At 45.1% G+C, this 18,719-nt stretch carries 20 protein-coding genes; 18 read left to right on the top strand and 2 right to left on the bottom strand.

Going from position 1 to position 18,719, the window contains the following annotated elements:
• The first annotated feature begins 439 nt into the window (after positions 1-439).
• From rpsO to aroF, 3 genes are all read left to right on the top strand, one after another.
• Complete coding sequence (gene rpsO, locus NIES1031_RS02770) at positions 440-709, top strand: 30S ribosomal protein S15 (RefSeq protein WP_073547994.1); 270 nt, start codon at positions 440-442, stop codon at positions 707-709.
• Between the two features lie 15 nt (positions 710-724).
• On the top strand, positions 725-1,198 hold the full coding sequence (locus NIES1031_RS02775) for a PAM68 family protein (protein WP_073547995.1): 474 nt from the start codon (positions 725-727) through the stop codon (positions 1,196-1,198).
• 156 nt (positions 1,199-1,354) lie between these two features.
• Positions 1,355-2,416 carry a 3-deoxy-7-phosphoheptulonate synthase gene (aroF, locus tag NIES1031_RS02780; RefSeq protein ID WP_073547996.1) on the top strand — a complete coding sequence of 354 codons (1,062 nt, stop codon included), beginning with the start codon at positions 1,355-1,357 and terminating at the stop codon, positions 2,414-2,416.
• A 230-nt stretch (positions 2,417-2,646) separates the two neighbouring features.
• Here aroF and NIES1031_RS02785 read toward each other — a convergent pair whose 3' ends face one another.
• Positions 2,647-3,090, bottom strand: coding sequence for an Hsp20/alpha crystallin family protein (locus tag NIES1031_RS02785; RefSeq protein WP_073547997.1), 444 nt, complete (start codon positions 3,088-3,090; stop codon positions 2,647-2,649).
• Between the two features lie 353 nt (positions 3,091-3,443).
• A complete protein-coding gene (locus tag NIES1031_RS02790) occupies positions 3,444-3,743 on the bottom strand; it encodes a hypothetical protein (protein WP_218596645.1) in 300 nt (99 codons plus the stop codon).
• 386 nt (positions 3,744-4,129) lie between these two features.
• Between NIES1031_RS02790 and NIES1031_RS02795 the strand changes: the two genes are divergently transcribed.
• The 15 genes from NIES1031_RS02795 (at position 4,130) to NIES1031_RS02860 (ending at position 18,607) form a co-directional block, all read left to right on the top strand.
• Positions 4,130-4,927 carry an MlaE family lipid ABC transporter permease subunit gene (locus NIES1031_RS02795; protein WP_073547999.1) on the top strand — a complete coding sequence of 266 codons (798 nt, stop codon included), beginning with the start codon at positions 4,130-4,132 and terminating at the stop codon, positions 4,925-4,927.
• A 61-nt stretch (positions 4,928-4,988) separates the two neighbouring features.
• The gene (locus NIES1031_RS02800; RefSeq protein ID WP_073548000.1) at positions 4,989-5,384 is read left to right on the top strand and encodes a DUF3119 family protein; all 396 of its coding nucleotides are present in this window, start codon (positions 4,989-4,991) and stop codon (positions 5,382-5,384) included.
• 83 nt (positions 5,385-5,467) lie between these two features.
• Positions 5,468-6,682 (top strand): DUF3086 domain-containing protein, encoded by a 1,215-nt coding sequence (locus NIES1031_RS02805; protein WP_073548001.1) that lies wholly within the window; start codon positions 5,468-5,470, stop codon positions 6,680-6,682.
• An 87-nt stretch (positions 6,683-6,769) separates the two neighbouring features.
• A complete protein-coding gene (locus tag NIES1031_RS24685; protein ID WP_218596646.1) occupies positions 6,770-6,970 on the top strand; it encodes a hypothetical protein in 201 nt (66 codons plus the stop codon).
• A complete protein-coding gene (locus NIES1031_RS24690; RefSeq protein WP_218596647.1) occupies positions 6,961-7,320 on the top strand; it encodes a methyltransferase domain-containing protein in 360 nt (119 codons plus the stop codon). Before NIES1031_RS24685 ends, NIES1031_RS24690 begins: the two co-directional genes overlap by 10 nt.
• 269 nt (positions 7,321-7,589) lie before the next feature.
• The gene (plsY, locus tag NIES1031_RS02815; RefSeq protein WP_073548002.1) at positions 7,590-8,273 is read left to right on the top strand and encodes a glycerol-3-phosphate 1-O-acyltransferase PlsY; all 684 of its coding nucleotides are present in this window, start codon (positions 7,590-7,592) and stop codon (positions 8,271-8,273) included.
• 195 nt (positions 8,274-8,468) lie between these two features.
• Positions 8,469-9,827 (top strand): ribosome biogenesis GTPase Der, encoded by a 1,359-nt coding sequence (der, locus tag NIES1031_RS02820; RefSeq protein ID WP_073548003.1) that lies wholly within the window; start codon positions 8,469-8,471, stop codon positions 9,825-9,827.
• A gap of 139 nt (positions 9,828-9,966) precedes the next feature.
• The gene (locus tag NIES1031_RS02825; RefSeq protein ID WP_073548004.1) at positions 9,967-10,848 is read left to right on the top strand and encodes an energy-coupling factor transporter transmembrane component T family protein; all 882 of its coding nucleotides are present in this window, start codon (positions 9,967-9,969) and stop codon (positions 10,846-10,848) included.
• On the top strand, positions 10,849-12,246 hold the full coding sequence (locus NIES1031_RS02830; RefSeq protein WP_073548005.1) for an anthranilate synthase component I: 1,398 nt from the start codon (positions 10,849-10,851) through the stop codon (positions 12,244-12,246). It begins immediately after the preceding gene.
• Between the two features lie 171 nt (positions 12,247-12,417).
• The gene (gene acpS / locus NIES1031_RS02835) at positions 12,418-12,807 is read left to right on the top strand and encodes a holo-ACP synthase (RefSeq protein ID WP_073548006.1); all 390 of its coding nucleotides are present in this window, start codon (positions 12,418-12,420) and stop codon (positions 12,805-12,807) included.
• 191 nt (positions 12,808-12,998) lie between these two features.
• Positions 12,999-13,268: a transcriptional coactivator PipX gene (pipX, locus tag NIES1031_RS02840; RefSeq protein WP_073548007.1), complete on the top strand. Its 270-nt coding sequence runs from the start codon at positions 12,999-13,001 to the stop codon at positions 13,266-13,268.
• Positions 13,265-13,966, top strand: a complete 702-nt coding sequence (locus tag NIES1031_RS02845; RefSeq protein WP_073548008.1) for a YggS family pyridoxal phosphate-dependent enzyme — start codon at positions 13,265-13,267, stop codon at positions 13,964-13,966. Before pipX ends, NIES1031_RS02845 begins: the two co-directional genes overlap by 4 nt.
• Before the next feature lie 395 nt (positions 13,967-14,361).
• Entirely contained in the window at positions 14,362-14,958 is a 597-nt protein-coding gene (locus NIES1031_RS02850) for a cell division protein SepF (protein WP_073548009.1), read from the top strand.
• A 68-nt stretch (positions 14,959-15,026) separates the two neighbouring features.
• Positions 15,027-15,839 carry a pyrroline-5-carboxylate reductase gene (gene proC / locus NIES1031_RS02855; RefSeq protein ID WP_073548114.1) on the top strand — a complete coding sequence of 271 codons (813 nt, stop codon included), beginning with the start codon at positions 15,027-15,029 and terminating at the stop codon, positions 15,837-15,839.
• Between the two features lie 89 nt (positions 15,840-15,928).
• The gene (locus NIES1031_RS02860) at positions 15,929-18,607 is read left to right on the top strand and encodes a DEAD/DEAH box helicase (RefSeq protein ID WP_073548010.1); all 2,679 of its coding nucleotides are present in this window, start codon (positions 15,929-15,931) and stop codon (positions 18,605-18,607) included.
• The last annotated feature ends 112 nt before the right edge of the window (positions 18,608-18,719 follow it).

An 18,719-nucleotide genomic window follows, 5' to 3' on the forward strand; every position in this document is an offset into this window, starting at 1 on the left:
TTTGAAGAGAAATAATTGCGCTACGTCTTTAAAATTCGGTTTACATACAGAAAGTATCGCGTATCTACAAGAGGTTCTAGATCAAAAGTTGCTGGCTGACAACAATTGTTGGGGTAATTGATGAGTGCAGTCTATTACTGTGAGTTTAGGCGATCGCAACTTCACAAATTGCTAAGTATGAATTTATACACTAAGACCTGTCGTGCATGGCTGAGTTAAGCCACAACCGAAGCTCAGGAATAATAGCTCACGTATCATGTTCGTTCATCAATATCAACAGTGGTTCCAACAAAAAGACGAAATTTCTTTTCTAACCCCTGACCTTTGAAACGCAGGTTGGCGTAGCATCCTCCACTCTTAGCCCCTCTCACATCTGTGAAGGCTGTGGTAACATGAGAGATTGCTGCAATAAATCTATTTAGTCTTAATCGAGTAAACCATGACTTTGACGCAAGAGCGCAAACAAGAGTTAATTTCTAACTATCAACTGCACGAAACTGATACTGGCTCATCGGCTGTTCAAATTGCGATGCTGACTGAGCGCATTAACCGCTTGAGCGAACATCTTAAAAGCAATCAGAAAGATCATTCTTCTCGACGAGGATTATTAAAACTGATCGGTCAGCGCAAGCGTTTGCTATCCTATCTGCAAACAGAAGATCGAGAACAGTATCAAAATTTAATTAGCCGCCTTGGTATTCGCGGTTAAGGAGTAATCGATTGCATGGCACCTGAACCTAAAAATAAGCGTTTGCCCTTTGAACCGAGTAAAAAAAATCAAAAAACGGCAAAAGCCAAAAAACAAGCACCAGTCGTCAAAAAAATACAAGAAGTAGCAACTAAAAGCGATCAATCCCCACCGGTAACACGAGCGCAAATGGCTGTACCAAAAGTAGTGAGCGATCGCATGGCGCGACGCATGGCAGCTTTTTGTGGTATACCAACGGCGTTAGGTATGTCCACGTTTATTGTCAGCTACTTAATTGTCAGTCACGGCTGGTTTAAATTGCCAAACGTAGCAGTTTTACTAGTCAGTATGGGCTTTTTTGGTTTAGGTGTATTGGGTCTATCCTACGGTGTCCTTTCTGCTTCTTGGGATGAAGAAATTGTGGGCAGTATGCTAGGCTGGCAAGAGTTCACCAGCAACTGGGGACGGATGCTGTCAGCTTGGCGTTCAAGACGACAGAAAAACGTGTAACGGTTTTAGAACTTGACTTTCAATAACTGCGATCGCCCAAGATTGCTGCGTTCATTCGTAATTCATGCGGTGAGCGAATGGGCATTATATTTGAATTGTGTAGGATTTATTTTTACAGAGCATAGAGCACCGAAATACTGAGCAAGGAATTTACACATGATTGTAGTCATGAAAGTCGGCTCTCCCGAAGTCGAAATCACTCGTGTAAGCGAAGAACTTACTACGTGGGGTTTAACACCGGAAAAGATTGTTGGCAAGCACAAAGTCGTTTTAGGCTTGGTGGGAGACACCGCAAGTCTAGATCCACTGCAAATTCAAGAGATTAGCCCTTGGATTGAACAAGTGCTACGCGTAGAGCAACCTTTTAAACGAGTCAGTCGCGAGTTCCGTCATGGCGAAGCCAGTGAGGTAGCTGTTGCCACCCCTAACGGTACAGTTTACTTTGGACAACATCATCCTGTCGTTGTAGTAGCAGGACCTTGCTCGGTAGAAAATGAAGCAATGATTGTCGAAACGGCACGGCGCGTCAAAGCCGCAGGTGCAACGTTCCTCCGCGGTGGTGCATATAAACCTAGAACTTCGCCGTATGCGTTTCAAGGACATGGCGAGAGTGCTTTAGAATTACTCGCAGCAGCACGCAAAGCGAGTGGGTTAGGAATTATTACCGAAGTTATGGATGCGGCTGACCTGGACAAAATTGTCGAAGTTGCAGATGTTGTTCAAGTCGGGGCGCGCAATATGCAAAATTTCTCGCTGCTCAAAAAAGTCGGCGCGCAACCTAAGCCCGTGCTACTCAAGCGCGGCATGTCTGCAACAATTGAAGAGTGGTTAATGGCAGCAGAATATATCTTAGCTGCCGGAAATTCCAATGTTATTTTGTGCGAACGCGGAATTCGGACTTTTGATCGGCAGTATGCACGCAACACACTTGATTTAGCAGTTATTCCTGTATTGCGATCACTGACACACTTACCAATCATGATCGATCCCAGCCACGGTACAGGTAAAGCAGAATACGTTCCGGCGATGTCGCTTGCCGCAGTTGCAGCAGGAACCGATTCTTTGATGATTGAAGTCCATCCCAACCCTGCAAAAGCTTTATCAGATGGTCCACAATCGTTAACACCAGAACGTTTTGACCGTTTAATGCAAGAACTCAGCGTCATTGGTAAAGCTGTATCGCGTTGGCAACAACTCGCGATCGCTTTGTCGCCTTAGTTGAGGATTTACATTGTAAACAGTTAGGACACTATAAAAGCTCGTAGTGACTGCCCTGAGCGAAGTTTAACCCTAATCCCTGACCTCTGATACCATATCACTGTAAATTTGCTACAATTGGAGCTTTTATTTGGTGAAATGGTATGATCTCTGTCCTCTGCTATAACAACAAAAAAGCCTGAGATTGCACTCAGGACTTACCACACTTAGGTTGTATTTATCCAACAGCCTTAACCAATATTTACTTTCACAACTTTGTTTTTCTCAGCTTCCGCTTTGGGTAGAGTCAAGTTCAAAACACCATTTTTGTACTCTGCTTGAACTTCGTCATTTTTAATTCGAGCCGGCAAAGGAATCACTCTTCTAAAAGAACCATAACGAAACTCTGAGCGAGTCATGCCTTTTTCTTCGGTTTTCGTTTCTGACTTGCGCTCTCCACTGACTGCAACCGCTTCGGCTGTAACTTGTACATCCAAGTCTTTGGCTTCCATTCCTGGAATTTCTAACTTGAGATGAACAGCTTCGGGAGTTTCTTCGATCTCTGCGGCGGGGACAAACGCCATACTGCTGGCTGGCTCACCGTCAGTTGCACGCATTAAACTGTCAAATAGGCGATTCATGTCCCGTTGTAAACTATCAACTTCGCGAAAAGGCTCCCAACGAATTAATGCCATTTTCTTTACCTCCGAATCTGGGCTTTCTCTTAATAGCTAATAGATCTTGATTTGAAGTGAGTACTCAAGTCTTAAGGAAACTCTAAGCACTGATTTTTCAGTTAGTTGAGTTACTTAGCTCAACCTGATAACAAGGTATCAAATGCAAGAAAGCGAGTATGTTCGGTTGTTTGCACAGCAAAAGTTCATCTTTCCGTCCCCATTGTTATAGCAGCAAAGCTTCGGTGTAGAGGAGGTAGAGGATTTATAAGTTCTCAATGTGCTGAGTGTTGAGTTAAGAAGTTCCTCTCAAAATAATTGCCTCCGCCACCTTTGTTCGCGAACAAAACTAATCGCGAATAACTAGCTACTCATCACTCGCCCCGTAAATTCTGATAACGATAAAAAGCGTAGGTATCAAACAAGGCTCCCACAAGGCTACAAGTCATTGAGATGACAATCAATCCATCAACAGGACTACCGCTACCGAAAGTCGCTAAAAACAGCAAAACTTGGTTGGCGATCGCCTGAGAAATCCCATGCAATCCAGGGATATAACCAACGATCGAAGTACTGACTAATACCGCACCAATAATCAACATCGGTACGATAAAACTCAGAATAATGGAAAGTAGCAGCGAACGGAGGAAGTTGGACAAAATGCTCATGCTCATGCAGGCAATTTCCGTTGTTGATAGCCAAAGGACATTTGTTACTTTCTACAATACGAGCGATCGCGCTCAACGCGTGCAAATTTCAACAATCTTAAATTTCTATTAAAAGATTTATCTACTTGTTCTAAGTGTCGTAAAGTTTCCCAGTGCTCTTTGCGCTTTAGCAATAGCTCAAAAATGCCTAACTAGTCCTTGTTTTACAGGCGTTGCTTCATATTTGAGTGACTCACTACGACTTTGAGAATTCTGAAAAGTTTTTTACAGTAAATTAAGCTCGGTTCTTGTGGGATGTTGGCGATGGGAGTACGGAGCTAAAGCTGCTATTGTGTTGAAGAGATACAAGGGAAACTTTTCCTCTAAAACCATATTAGATTAACATCAACACCTTGAGTGATACGCGCAGTAATTCAAGTTTAGGAGTATGGAGTCAGCGGCTGCTAGCAGCAATTTTGCTGTGTGGACAGGTCATCGTTCACTTGCTGCAAGGTAAAATTCATCGCCGTAACACACTCGATCAGATGGCGGCTGTAGGACCCGAATCGCTCTTAATCGCCTTGGTTACAGCGGCTTTTGTCGGTGCTGTGTTTACTATCCAAGTCGCGAGAGAATTTATTCAATTTGGGGCGGGAAATGCTGTGGGAGGCGTGCTGGCGCTTGCCTTAACACGCGAACTTGCCCCCGTACTGACAGCAGTTGTTTTAGCAGGGCGCGTTGGTTCGGCGTTTGCCGCAGAAATTGGCACAATGCGAGTAACCGAGCAAATCGATGCGCTGTATATGCTAAGAACTGATCCGATTGATTACCTCGTTATTCCGCGTGTTATCGCTTGCTGCGTGATGCTACCAGCTTTGACACTCTTATCGTTAGTGACAGGGATGATTGGGGGATTGCTGATTGTTACTAATGTGTACAACCTTTCTCAAACCACATTTCTCGATTCAGCGCGCAACTTTCTCAATGTGTGGGATGTTTGCAGCGCTGCTATCAAAGCAGCTTGTTTTGGCATTCTCATTGCGATCATTGGTTGTAGTTGGGGCTTAACAACAACTGGAGGCGCTAAAGGTGTTGGACAATCAACGACAACTGCTGTCGTGACAGCATTGCTCGCTATTTTTATCAGTAATTTTCTCTTGACCGCTATCATGTTTCAAGGAACTGGTAGTGCAGTGCTACGGGGTATCTGATAACTAAAGGTTTTAAGATAGGAAGTAAGTTAAAAAGTGTACTTGTAGAACAGGATGCAAAATGACTCCTTCCTCTCCAATTTCATCAACAACGATTGAACTTGCGCCCAGCTATAAGTTACCTGTTGCGATCATAGTCCTGGCTATTCCCCTGCTACTCGTTTCACCTTGGATTGGCGGTGCGATCGCTTTATTTGGTCTGTTTCTGATGTTCCAAGCAGGAACTTTGCGCCTACAATTTACAGACACAGCACTTGATATTTATCGCGGTGAAAACTTAATTCGTCGCTTTCCCTATCAAGAATGGGAAAATTGGGAAATCTTCTGGTCTAATGTTCCTATCCTGTTCTACTTTAAAGAAGTTAAAAGCATCCATTTTTTACCCATTATATTTGACCCAAAAATGCTTGCAAGCTGTTTAGAGCAACGCTTTCCGAAAGGAGTAGCTAGAAGCTAGAGGAGAAAATAGTTTTTAGTCACTAGCAGATAGTAAGATGATATTTCTTAATTAATTGCTTGCTGAATTTCAAATTCATTTTTATGAATCAAGACGAACCACAAACCCCAGAAATAGCTAACGAAGCCTTGAACGAAGCACAAGGTCAAGATTCTACACAAGAATTTGTACCAGAAGCAAACGTTGAAGAAATACAAGAAGAATTTTTACCAGAAGAAGCTTTGAGCAGTGAATCAGAAGCTGGAGTAGATTTCTTGGTTGAGTTAGAACAACTTTCGCGCATTGAAGCTGATTTAGAACGCGATCGCGCCATCAAAGCCCAACAACAATTAAGCGAGTTAGAAAGTCAAGTTGCAGAACTCAAAGCAGAAATCGCCACACTCCAATCGCAGCGTAAAAAACTGTTTGAGCAAGTTAACCAAACTCAAACTGCACTCGAACAAGTCATACAAGAATCTTTAGCACAACTCGAACAACGCAAACAGTCGTTACAAATCGCCGTAGAACAACTTGAACGTCGTCAAGAACGAATTCGCGCAGAGATGCGTACCACATTTGCAGGAGTCTCGCAAGACTTGGCAATTCGCGTCCAAGGCTTTAAAGACTATCTCACAGGTAGCTTGCAAGATTTAGCCGCAGCCGCTGAACAATTACAGATAGCACCAAAAGCTTCAAAAGTCAAGGAAGAACCCGCAGAAATCCCACAAGCCAAACCTGTTGAAGAACTACAACCCGCACCACAATTCGCCGAACCGCGCTTTCAATCGACAGCAAAGCAAATTCGCCGTTTCTTGGATGAATACCGTTCTGAACCAGATTACTATGGTCCACCGTGGAAGCTGCGTCGGACATTTGAACCTGTTCATGCTGAACGCGCCGCGAACTGGTTTTTTACCCAAGGTGGGCGCGGTGCCTTACGAACCATGGGTAGCCGCTTACAGAATATCCTGATTGCTTCGGCGGTGATTTCTGTCTTACACGAATTACACGGCGATCGCCTCCGCACGCTCATTTTAGCCAACACTCCCGAACGTCTCGGCGACTGGCGACGCGGCTTACAAGATTGCTTAGGAATTTCGCGCCCTGATTTTGGTCCTGATCGCGGTGTTGGTTTATTTGAAACTCCCGAAGCGGTAGCCGTAAAAGCTGAACGCCTTGTGAAAAGCAACTTCATGCCATTGATTATTATTGATGATTCCGAAGATAAAATCAGCTTGGGGCTGCTGCAATTTCCCTTATGGTTAGCCTTTGCTCCCGATCCTCAAAGAATGGCAAGAGAAAGAGAATACGATTTTTGAACGCGGTAGCAAGTCGAATGAGCCTGCTGGAATGATTGGCTGGCTGAAGTTGCATTGTAAAGAAGAAATGAATGTCAGAATCAATATATGTGTTTACTGATACTCAGCATTCCTCAGAACTTGAACGACTTCGGGCAATTGAACGAGTATTCGATCACGCAATGGCTAGCAGTGATCGTAGGAAGCGACGGTAAAGTGACAGCGGTTGATGTCGATCCGCGGTTTATGGCAAACATTCAGCGATCAAACGTAGAAGTGATAAAAGCAGATATCCGGCATTGTTACTAGAAAACGGTGGCTTTGACTTGATTCATGCGCGTTACGTTCTCATCCATCTTCCTGACTTTCATGTTGCACTCTCTAGAATGATCGATTTACGCAAGCCTGGTGGATGGCTTGTAATTGAAGAACCTGATTTTTCGACTGCAAGAGCGATCGCTCTTAAAGCAGCGGCTTGTCACTCAGTTAACCGCGTCAACCCTGCTATTTCGCGAATGTTTGCAAGTCGAGGTATGAATTATGCGCTGGGTGTGAAAATCCCTGCAATATGTCAACACTTAGGCTTGCAGCAACTGTCTGTAGAAAAGAAAACGATGCTCCTCTATCTCAAGGAGGCTCAGGAGTCGCAACCGTTATGAAAATGTCTACTGAGCAACTTGCAGAAAAATATATTGCAACGGGTGAAGCTACGCAGCAGGATATTGCGCAATATTGTGAATTTGCAGAAGATCCGCACACGTGAGCAATATACTATTCAACTGTAGGGGTTTCAGCAAAAAAGCAGGCTAATAATGAGGTAATAGGTCATGTATAGTTGTTGATTGCTAAATGTTTTTTCGCGCTTACCAGTTACCAGCGACCAATTACTAACATTCAAGTTGTGCTAATTTTTACCCACTATACTTATATGGCAGTTTGGTTAATTTTGTGTGCAGCAATTTTGCTAGTGGCTTACCTGCTGGGTTCGATTCCTACAGGCTACACCGCAGCAAGAGTGTTAAAAGGTATTGACATTCGCGAACATGGTTCGGGTTCTACTGGCGCGACAAATGTACTACGGACGCTTGGAAAAGGTCCTGGTTTTTTTGTGTTAGTGATTGATACGTTGAAAGGTATTTTAGCGATCGCCCTTGTTCGCTGGAGTTTCAATTTTGCCGCAAGTCAAAACCTGATTCCTGCTGATGTCAATCCGACAAACTGGTTAGCATGGATGGTAGCATTTGCGGGGATTTTTGCCATCCTGGGACATAGTAAATCGATTTGGTTGGGCTTTACGGGTGGCAAATCGGTAGCGACGAGTTTAGGCGTATTACTCGCAATGTCGTGGCAAGTTGCGGTGTCTACTGCTGCGGTATTTGGTTTAGTTTTAGCAATATCGCGAATTGTTTCACTCAGTTCGATTGCAGGTGCGATCGCAGTTTCACTGTTGATGCTTGTCTTTGGTCAGCCTTTACCTTATCTGCTCTTTGCGATCGCTGCTGGTGTCTATGTGATTATGCGCCATCGCAGCAATATACAGCGCTTACTCGCAGGGAAAGAACCTAAAATAGGGCAAAAAATTCCAACAACAGAAGAAAGTGTTGAGCCTTAATGATCATCTCCGGTAAAATAACCAGAATATCGGTGTCATTACGCTGTTGTTAGTGACTAGTTACTAACAACCCTTCACTTTTAGTGACCAGTTGCCATTTCCAAAATTTATTGATACAAATTCAAAACTGCCTTCGGTTTACTGCCTCCTTAAGAAAGCAGCTAGAATAGAAGACTGAAGCTTGCAGCCACAATTATGTCTTTGCCCATTGTTGCTATTATTGGACGCCCAAATGTGGGTAAATCAACGCTAGTCAATCGTTTAGCTGGCGCGCACGAGGCGATTGTCTACGATGAACCTGGCGTCACGCGCGATCGCACTTACTCGAATGCGTACTGGCGCGATCGCGAATTTGTCGTAGTTGACACGGGCGGACTCGTTTTTGATGATGATACTGAGTTTTTACCTTTAATTCGAGAACAAGCAAGCTTAGCATTAGCAGAAGCCGTAGCCGCAATTTTTGTCGTAGATGGACAAACAGGACCAACTCCCGCTGATGAAGCGATCGCCGAATGGCTACGACAACAACCGGTTCCTGTACTTGTAGCCGTTAATAAATGCGAATCACCCGACCAAGGTTTAGCCCAAGCTGCGCAATTTTGGGAATTAGGACTCGGCGAACCGTATCCTGTTTCTGGAATTCATGGTAGCGGTACCGGAGAATTACTCGATCAATTAATTACCTACATACCACCCGTAAGCGAACTTCCCGAAACCGACGAAATTAAAGTGGCGATTGTGGGACGACCGAATGTAGGTAAGTCGAGTTTGTTAAATGCCTTTGTTGGGACGCAAAGAGCGATCGTGAGTCCTATCTCTGGTACAACCCGTGACTCGATTGACACTGTGATTGAACGCGAGGGAAAAGTTTACCGCTTAATCGATACTGCTGGTATTCGCAAAAAGAAAAACGTCGAGTACGGTCCCGAATTTTTTGGGATCAATCGCGCATTTAAAGCAATTCGTCGTGCAGATGTCGTTTTATTAGTCATTGATGCGCTTGATGGTGTGACGGAACAAGATCAAAAGCTTGTAGGGCGGATTGTAGAAGAAGGGCGGGCTTGTGTCATCGTTGTGAATAAATGGGATGCTGTCGAAAAAGACTCGTACACAATCTATGACTACGAAAAGCACACAAAAGAAAGACTGCATTTTGTCGATTGGGCAGCAATGATCTTTGTTAGTGCTAAAACAGGACAGCGTGTTGAGAAGATTCTAGAACTTGTGATGCAAGCAGCCGAAGCGCACAAACGCCGAGTTTCTACCTCGGTGATTAATGAAATCTTAGAAGAAGCTGTGAGATGGCATTCACCGCCTACGACGCGTCAAGGGCGTCAAGGTAAAATTTACTATGGCACGCAAGTAAGCACCCAACCTCCATCAATAGCCTTGTTTGTGAATGAAGCTGAGCGGTTTAACACGAACTATCGGCGATACATCGAACGTCAATTTCGACAGCAACTCGGCTTTAACGGGACTCCCATCCGTCTACTATGGCGTAGTAAAAAAGCCCGTGACGTAGAAAATACCGCAAATCGTGCTACCCGCGTGTAAACAGCGGCTAGTAGTTAGTTGTGAGTGCTGAGTGTTAAATTGTTCGCGCTCATAGTTGGGAGAAATTAGAATTTTTCATAAACTCCTAACTCGCTACTCATAATTCTCTATCCTCCCTGACCTCTGACCTCTTCACAAGATGGATCTACTGCGATCGCTACCAATGGGGCTTTACCTAGAACAACCGCTAACGTGGTTGCATCGGCTAGATCCTAGGGTAAAGTTGGCTTGGTTATTGAGTTTCTTACTCATGCCCATTCTGGCAAATTCTGCTTGGCGGATTATGCTTGTGGGATTGCTTGTGCTGATTACGCTTGTAGCTAAAATTCCTTTACGAGTATGGCGTCAGCAGATGGGCTGGCTATTGACAGTAGCTTTTTTTGTCCTATTACTCGGTGCTGCAAGTCCAGATACGCTCAGCATCGATTATCAACCCCGCCTTCCCAGTGATGAGTTGAGTTTTATACCGCAACTTTCGGATTATCAGTACGTTCTGTTTCAGCGCGGACCAATTACTGTCACTCGTCGTTCTTTGGTTTTGGCAATTCGCTTAAGTACGATACTGTTTACCTTAATTTACAGTACTAATTTATTTTTATTGACAACTGCTCCTGAGGAAATTACCGCTGGGATGGAAAGCTTGATGCGACCTTTACGCTGGTTCAAGTTTCCTGTAACAGAAGTTGCTTTGACACTGACGCTATCATTGCGGTTTATTCCCTTAGTTTTAGAAGAAGTACAAAATTTAGCGCGTTCAGTGCGTACGCGAGCAATTAATTGGAAAAAACTGGGGTTGAAAGGTGCAGTAAAAATCTGGATGATGGTAGCAGAACGGTTGCTAGAAAATCTCTTACTCCGAGCCGAACAAATGGCTAATGCGATGATGGTACGCGGTTTTACAAGCCCGAATGAACATCGCGTACAATGGCACGATCTACGCTTAAGAAGCCGTGACTGGATTGCCATAGTGTGTTTAATAGCTTTCTGGAGCGCAAGATTTGTTTGGGGTAACGAAGCATAAATGCAACCTTGGTATTGGCGATCGCTTCCTCTCAAAAATCGTACTGGAGCACAAGTTTTTGCTGCCCTGTTTGCAAATGATACCATTGCAACGCTGTTGGAAAGTCCTTATCCGTCACCTTTAGAGCGCTTACCACAAGCTCGCTACTCGATTTGTGCCGGTAAACCTCGGACAATTAACGATCATCTGCAAATGTGGACTCCAGCAGTGGGCGAAGTTCTATCGTGTCTTCGTCAGCGGCTCCTGAGCGCTGCAAATTGGCTCGTCATACCACCCCAGCCAACGTTACCATTTACAGGAGGTTGGCTGGGGTGGCTAGGCTATGACTTAGCTTGGGAAATCGAAAAACTGCCAACTCTCAAACAAGATCTATTGCCATTTCCGGTAGCATTTTGGTACGAACCTGAGTGCTTTGCCGTCCTCGATCATTGGGAACAAGTTCTTTATCTGGCAACCTCCGATCCGCAGCAATTAGATAAGTTAGAACATCATCTAGTAGAATCTTCCTCTGCTCCTCTGCCCCCCTGCCCCCCATCTCCCCCACCACTCTTTCTCACGTCTCAGACCGAGTACGAAAACGCAGTCTGGCGTGCTAAAAAGTACATCCAAGCTGGAGATATTTTTCAGGCAAATCTTTCGCTGCGGTTTGAAACCGAGACAACCGCTTCAGGCTGGGAAATTTATCAAACATTACACAAAATCAATCCGTCGCCGTTTGCGAGTTACTGGCGATCGCCCTGGGGAGAAATCGCGAGTTGCTCGCCTGAAAGATTAGTGCAGCTTGTCGGACAACAAGCAACAACACGACCAATTGCAGGAACACGAGCACGTGGTACCACACCCGATCGCGATCGCCAGCTTGCTCAAGAGTTGAGCTCAAATACCAAAGAACGCGCCGAACACATCATGCTTGTCGATCTCGAACGCAATGACCTAGGGCGCGTATGTAACTGGGGTTCGGTAGTGGTTGATGAATTACTCACGATCGAGCGCTACAGCCACGTTATGCACCTTGTTAGTAATATTAAAGGCACTTTAAATGCAAATTACAGCCCAATAGACTTAATTCAAGCAATGTTTCCTGGTGGAACGATTACAGGTTGCCCAAAGGTTCGCTGTATGGAAATTATTGAAGAACTCGAACTTGTCCGCCGCAACTTATTTTATGGTTCGTGTGGTTATCTCGATTGGCGCGGTAACATAGACTTGAATATCTTAATTCGCACACTGCTACTTGCTCCGGCGTCTTCTACCTCTACCCCAGCGACTCAAAAAGTTTGGGGTCAAGTTGGTGCTGGGATCGTTGCTGATAGCGACCCAGAAAAAGAATGGTACGAATCGCTGTATAAAGCGCAAGCACAACTTGCCGCATTAAATCAAACTAGGGATGAGGGGTGAGTAAGAGAGTGGCTAGTTTTGAGTTTTGAATTGTTCGCGCTCATAGTTGGGAAGCATTAGATTTTCTTAACTTTCTTAAACTCAACACTTCATGACTTTTCAACCTTAATCAACGCTGAACCCTACGGGCAAGGCACTGCCTTGCCGCTCTGACCTCTGACCTCTACTATAATGATTCGACTAGGAACTGATATTGTTTATATTCCCCGCATTCAAGCAGCGCTTGATCGGTTCGGTGATCGCTTCTTGCACCGCGTCTATACCATAACCGAACAATACGATTGCGGATACGCGATTAACTCACCTAGTCGCCCTTCGATTCATCAGCTAGCTGGGCGTTGGGCGGCGAAGGAAGCCGTGACAAAAGCACTAGCAACAGGTTGGCGGGGTATTAGTTACACCGAAATAGAGATTCGGCGTCACACGAGTGGCGCACCTACAGTATACTTACACGGGAAAGCTGCTGCGTTAGTTGCAACTTGGAATCATTTATCTTGGCAGTTGAGTTTAAGCCACGATCGCGATTATGCGATCGCTACGGTGATTTTGATTCATGAATAAGTGAGTAAAACTCAACGTTGTTAGCACAAGGCTAGTTATTGGTAGCAATTTCCATAGCTAAGCTTTAACAGCTTTCTTTTCGCCAATTATTCATTACCCAATAGTAGAATACAGAACCCAAATCAAGATATCATCAGCACTGTGAATCGGGTAGTCTCAACAAAGCTAAATCTTCGTTATACCAAGAGGGAATGAGTACAGAACATTACATCAATCATCCAAATTTCGGTCTATTGTACAGAGTCTGTTTTGTTGAGGAACACCAGGAACTGTTTACGACGCTTTATGCGCAAAGACTATTCTTTTTGGTATCGACCACACCATCAGGAATGAAGTTTGAGCCAGTTGGTCGCTCTGAGGCTCGTTTATTATTAGAAAATCGCTTACGTATGCTACGTCGCACCGGACAAACCCAAGAATACGACCAGCTACAAATAATTTTGCAACGTACCTTCCAATGAGTTCGATTGCTGAACGGATTACCCAAATCCGCGAAAAACTGCCACACACAGTCCGCTTGATCGCTGTCACCAAACAAGTCTCAGTCGCAGCGATGCGCGAAGCCTATGCAGCGGGAGTACGAGATTTTGGTGAAAGTCGCATTCAGGAAGCCGCGAGTAAGCAAGCACAGCTACACGACTTAACCGATGTTACTTGGCACATGATCGGACGGTTGCAAACCAACAAAGCCAAAAAAGCTTTAGAGCAATTTCAGTGGATTCATTCGGTTGATAGCTTAAAACTGGCACAACGCTTGAATCAACTGGCACTACAGATGTCGTGTCAGCCAAAAGTGTGTTTGCAGGTAAAATTGCGCAGCGATCCGCATAAAACGGGATGGAGTGTGTCTGAACTGCTTCAAGATTTACCCGCGCTTAACGAATGCGATCGCTTAAATATTCAAGGTTTGATGACAATTCCACCGCTAGGATTGAGTGATTTAGAAATTCTTAATCTTTTCGAGCAGACGCGCGAACTTGCAACGAACATTCAAAAACAACATTGGTCTAATATGCCAATGCACCACCTCTCAATGGGAATGTCTGACGACTATCTCCTCGCAGTGCAAGCCGGAGCAACGATGGTGAGACTAGGGCGTATTCTGTTTGGTGCAAGACCAACCATAAACAATTCTACCGAATCGGAAAGTCAATTATGAGGGTATTATAGCACGAAAGTAACTTAAAAAGTAGGGAAAGTTCAGTGGGATTGCGGTTGAATTACAGATAAAAAAGATAGTATTAACCAGAGCACTATGTAATTTAAATCAAAGGCGACAAGTTAAGTTTTTAACTTTAATTGGTTTAAAGCTTCTTACGCTCGAATGCCTCACACTCTTTAAAAGAGCTTTTCTTAATCGAAAATGCGACAAAATCAGGAGAAATCCTGGGTTTGCGAATGCACTTCAAAATTAAGAATCTCGCTGAGCATATGACCTAGATAAAAAAGGATGGCGAATAAAGTAATCTAAATTAGGCGATCACATTTCTACTTGATAAAAATAAGTTTTCCCAGTTAACTAGATAGTTGTGAATAGACAGGGAGAGTGAAACAGTGAGCAAAATTTTTACGAAGATCAAAAAGATTGTTGGGTTAGACGACGATCCGTATATCGATGATGAAATTGAATACGAAGTCGATGATAATGGCTACCGCCATCCTTATCAGGCTGAGGCTCCGCAACCAGTCGAAGAAGAATTTCGCCCACGGCGGCGCGTACGTGAAAGAATTACATTAGAACCTAATTCCGAAGTAGGAGCAGCTTCGATGAACAACGTGATCGGCATGCATGAGGCTGGAAATCGGATGTATGAAGTGATCGTGATGGAACCCCGTTCATTTGAAGAAATGCCGCAAGCAATTCAAGCTTTGCGCGAGCGTAAATCAGTTGTCCTTAATCTGACAATGATGGATCCCGATCTGGCTCAACGAGCGGTTGACTTTGTTGCTGGGGGAACTTATGCAATTGATGGTCATCAAGAGCGTGTCGGCGACAGTATTTTTCTGTTTACTCCTATTTGCGTCCAAGTCACAACTCAATCGGGAGTTGTGCAAGAAGTTCCCCAAACTCAAGTGCGTACAGAAAGGACAACAACGGTCAACAGCCACGCTTGGTCAGCAGATTCGACTCGAATTGCGCAGTCGAGTTAAGATCGCACTTTGAATCTAACTCTATTGAATCTGTTGCTAATACTGTTTTTAATACAGGAATCGTTCAGTTGTCTGTTAAGCTTGGCATGATTGGTGGCGGGGTAATGGGAGAAGCGCTCTTATCCCGCTTGATTTCTCAAAAAATTTATCAACCAACCGAGGTGATCGTCGGCGAGAAATCAGCCGAACGACGCGATTACTTAGCGCAGCAATATGGTGTATCAGTTACGGATGACAATCAAGTTGTTGCGCAGCAGGTATCTACGCTGTTGTTGGCAATCAAACCACAGGTATTTGCTGCTGTTACGGCTGAGTTAGCAGCATCACCTCTAGCCTCAGCACCCTTGATCATTTCCATTTTAGCAGGAGTCTCGTTATCGCAGTTAGAAACGGCTTTTCCTCAACTTCCCGTAATTCGCGCAATGCCCAACACGCCAGCCACTGTAGGCGCTGGAATGACGGCGTTTACATCAGGGTCGCTTGCCAGTGCGCGTGACAAACAAACGGCACAGCAGCTATTTTCTGCAGTTGGAGAAGTCGTAGAAGTATCAGAAACGTTGATGGATGCAGTCACAGGGTTATCAGGTTCGGGACCTGCGTATGTTGCTCTACTCGTAGAAGCATTATCTGATGGTGGCGTTGCCGCAGGTTTACCACGCGCGCTCGCAACTCAACTTGCACTACAAACTGTACGCGGAACAGTACAATTGTTACAAGAAACCAAAATACACCCCGCCGAACTGAAAGACCGCGTGACAAGTCCAGGCGGCACAACGATCGCCGGAGTCACCGAGTTAGAACGTGGGGGATTTCGAGCAGCGCTGATGGCAGCCGTTAAAGCCGCAGCAGAGCGATCGCAAGAATTGGGCGCAAAGGACTAGAAAAATTATGGGATGCTTTTAACGTTTATAATTTAATCAAGTCAAGGTAAGTTAATCGCATCAGTAAATCGCCGAAAAGTAATTATTGAGTGAATTCGCAACTATTTCCCGAACTAAATTTAGAAAGGATATTTCCGTTCCAACTCGATGAGTTTCAGTTGGCAGCAATTCGAGCATTGAACGTTGGTCGCTCGGTTGTGGTATGCGCGCCGACAGGTTCGGGAAAAACATTAATTGGGGAATACGCGATTTATCGGGCATTAAGCCGTAGGAAAAGAGTTTTCTACACAACTCCGTTAAAGGCACTTTCTAATCAAAAACTGCGAGATTTTCGCGATCGCTTTGGGGCAGACATGGTAGGACTCCTCACCGGCGATGCCTCAATCAACCGCGATGCGCCAATTGTAGTCATGACTACAGAAATATTCCGTAATATGCTCTATGGCACGCCCATCGGGGAAGTTGGAACTTCTTTGGTAGATGTCGAAGCTGTCGTCCTCGATGAATGCCACTACATGAACGACCGCCAGCGAGGTACGGTTTGGGAAGAATCGATTATTTACTGCCCTTCGACAATTCAGTTAGTCGCGCTTTCTGCAACGATCGCCAATAGCCAGCAACTCACCGATTGGATCAATCAAGTTCACGGTCCTACAGAACTCATCTACTCAGAATTTCGCCCAGTTCCTTTAGAATTCTACTTTTGCAACCCCAAAGGATTATTTCCACTTCTCGACAACAGCAAATCTAAAATTAACCCGCGTTTGAAGCCCAAGCCAGGTAGCGGCGATGCAAGTCATGCGCGGGGTGGGCGGAGAAATGGAGCGCGGCTCGAATCACCGAGTTTGGAATACACAATTTCGCGGTTAGCAGCGAAAGATATGCTACCAGCGATTTACTTTATCTTCAGCCGTCGAGGCTGCGACCAAGCTGTCGCAAGTTTAGAAATGTCGCTAGTTAACTCAGCGGAAGCCGCACAACTGAGGCAACAAATCGATGCGTTTCTTGCCCGCAATCCGGAAGCCGGACGCGCAGGGCAAATCGAACCACTTTATCGCGGAATTGCCGCACACCATGCAGGGATACTACCAACTTGGAAAGGGTTAGTCGAAGAACTGTTTCAGCAGGGACTGATCAAAGTTGTGTTTGCAACCGAAACGCTAGCCGCAGGAATTAATATGCCTGCGCGGACAACCGTAATTTCAACGCTTTCCAAACGCACTGATCGCGGCCACCGACTGCTTAACCCTTCAGAATTTCTCCAAATGGCAGGGCGTGCGGGACGTCGCGGTATGGATAAAATTGGTCATGTCGTTACATTACAAACGCCGTTTGAAGGCGCTAAAGAAGCTGCGTATCTTGCGACAGCCCAACCCGATCCACTTGTGAGCCAGTTTACACCAAGCTACGGTATGGTGTTGAATTTGCTGCAAACGCATACGCTCGAAGAAGCAAGAGAACTTATTGAACGCAGCTTTGGGCAGTATTTAGCCACATTGTACTTGAAACCACATTATGAATCTCTCGCGCATCTGCAAGCGCAAGTTGCTCAAATTGAAGCACAGCTAGAGTCGATAGACATGGAACAGGTGGCAAAGTATGAGAAATTACGCCAACGCATTAAAGTAGAACGCCAACTTTTGAAGACACTTCACGAACAAGCGCAAGAAGCACGGGCAGAACAATTAGGCTTAACATTGAGTTTTGCAGTGTCAGGAACGCTGTTGAGTCTGCGAGGAAAACACGTACCCACCGCAACACCAATCCCCGCAGTTTTAGTCGCTAAAACACCAGGTGCAGGTCAAGCGCCATACTTGGTTTGTTTAGGACAAGATAATCGTTGGTATGTTGTGATGATGAGTGATGTTGTGGACTTGTATGCAGAGTTACCGCGACTAGAAATCGCCAGCGATCTGTTACCGCCAGCAGAAATGCCATTAAAGCCAGGTCAATCGCGGCGGGGAAATCAAGAAACAGTGGCGATCGCGCGGCAAATTCCTGATGTTGCAGAATTGAATATCGCCCCTGAAGTCTTGGCACAACAAGCAAAAGTCGCCGCTTTAGAAGCCCAGTTAGAAGCGCATCCGGTACATAAATCTGATAATCCCGCAACAATCCTCAAACGCCGTAATAAAATTTTGCAGTTGCAAGCAGAAATAGTCGAGCGACAAGCCGAGTTAAGTCAATTGTCTCAGCAGCATTGGGAAGAATTTTTACATCTCATTGAAATTCTGCAACGGTTTGGTTGCTTGAATGAGTTAGTGCCGACGCATTTAGGACAGGTCGCAGCGGCGATTCGCGGCGACAATGAATTATGGCTAGGACTCGCTTTAAGCAGTGGGGAATTCAATCAACTCGATCCGCATCACCTCGCCGCAGCAATTGCTGCCCTTGTAACTGAAAATACCCGCCCAGATAGTTGGGTACGCTACGCTTTAGCTTCTGAAGTCGAAGAAGCACTTGCTGGATTGCGTTCTGTCCGGCGTCAATTGTTTCAACTGCAACGCCGTTACAATGTCGCTTTTCCCATTTGGTTAGAATACGATTTAGTAGCATTGGTCGAACAGTGGGCGTTAGGAGTCGAGTGGTCAGAACTTTGCGCAAATACCAGCTTGGATGAAGGCGATGTCGTGCGGCTGTTACGCCGGACACTCGATTTGCTGTCACAGATACCTCATATTCCTTATTTATCCGAAGCTTTACAGCGCAACGCCTATCGGGCAATGCAATTACTAGACCGCTTCCCTGTTAATGAAATTGTGGAGTAGTAAAAAGCGCAAAAAAAGCAATTAGCCTTGATTGCTAATTGCCCATTACTATAGCAATTGAAAAGATGCTTAGAACATGGTTTGACACTCCCTGCTCGCGCGTTGACAGTTG

It is taken from the genome of Chroogloeocystis siderophila 5.2 s.c.1, from assembly GCF_001904655.1.
Lineage (GTDB): Bacteria > Cyanobacteriota > Cyanobacteriia > Cyanobacteriales > Chroococcidiopsidaceae > Chroogloeocystis > Chroogloeocystis siderophila.

Excerpts from the sequence above, each read along its gene's own strand:
- NIES1031_RS02805 (WP_073548001.1), top strand. The coding sequence starts at position 5,468 with ATGAATCAAGACGAACCACAAACCCCAGAAATAGCTAACGAAGCCTTG.
- NIES1031_RS24685 (WP_218596646.1), top strand. The coding sequence starts at position 6,770 with ATGTGTTTACTGATACTCAGCATTCCTCAGAACTTGAACGACTTCGGG.
- NIES1031_RS02830 (WP_073548005.1), top strand. The coding sequence starts at position 10,849 with ATGCAACCTTGGTATTGGCGATCGCTTCCTCTCAAAAATCGTACTGGA.
- NIES1031_RS02785 (WP_073547997.1), bottom strand. The coding sequence starts at position 3,090 with ATGGCATTAATTCGTTGGGAGCCTTTTCGCGAAGTTGATAGTTTACAA.
- rpsO (WP_073547994.1), top strand. The coding sequence starts at position 440 with ATGACTTTGACGCAAGAGCGCAAACAAGAGTTAATTTCTAACTATCAA.
- acpS (WP_073548006.1), top strand. The coding sequence starts at position 12,418 with ATGATTCGACTAGGAACTGATATTGTTTATATTCCCCGCATTCAAGCA.
- NIES1031_RS02800 (WP_073548000.1), top strand. The coding sequence starts at position 4,989 with ATGACTCCTTCCTCTCCAATTTCATCAACAACGATTGAACTTGCGCCC.
- NIES1031_RS02775 (WP_073547995.1), top strand. The coding sequence starts at position 725 with ATGGCACCTGAACCTAAAAATAAGCGTTTGCCCTTTGAACCGAGTAAA.
- pipX (WP_073548007.1), top strand. The coding sequence starts at position 12,999 with ATGAGTACAGAACATTACATCAATCATCCAAATTTCGGTCTATTGTAC.
- der (WP_073548003.1), top strand. The coding sequence starts at position 8,469 with ATGTCTTTGCCCATTGTTGCTATTATTGGACGCCCAAATGTGGGTAAA.
- NIES1031_RS02825 (WP_073548004.1), top strand. The coding sequence starts at position 9,967 with ATGGATCTACTGCGATCGCTACCAATGGGGCTTTACCTAGAACAACCG.
- plsY (WP_073548002.1), top strand. The coding sequence starts at position 7,590 with ATGGCAGTTTGGTTAATTTTGTGTGCAGCAATTTTGCTAGTGGCTTAC.
- NIES1031_RS02845 (WP_073548008.1), top strand. The coding sequence starts at position 13,265 with ATGAGTTCGATTGCTGAACGGATTACCCAAATCCGCGAAAAACTGCCA.
- NIES1031_RS02790 (WP_218596645.1), bottom strand. The coding sequence starts at position 3,743 with ATGAGCATGAGCATTTTGTCCAACTTCCTCCGTTCGCTGCTACTTTCC.
- aroF (WP_073547996.1), top strand. The coding sequence starts at position 1,355 with ATGATTGTAGTCATGAAAGTCGGCTCTCCCGAAGTCGAAATCACTCGT.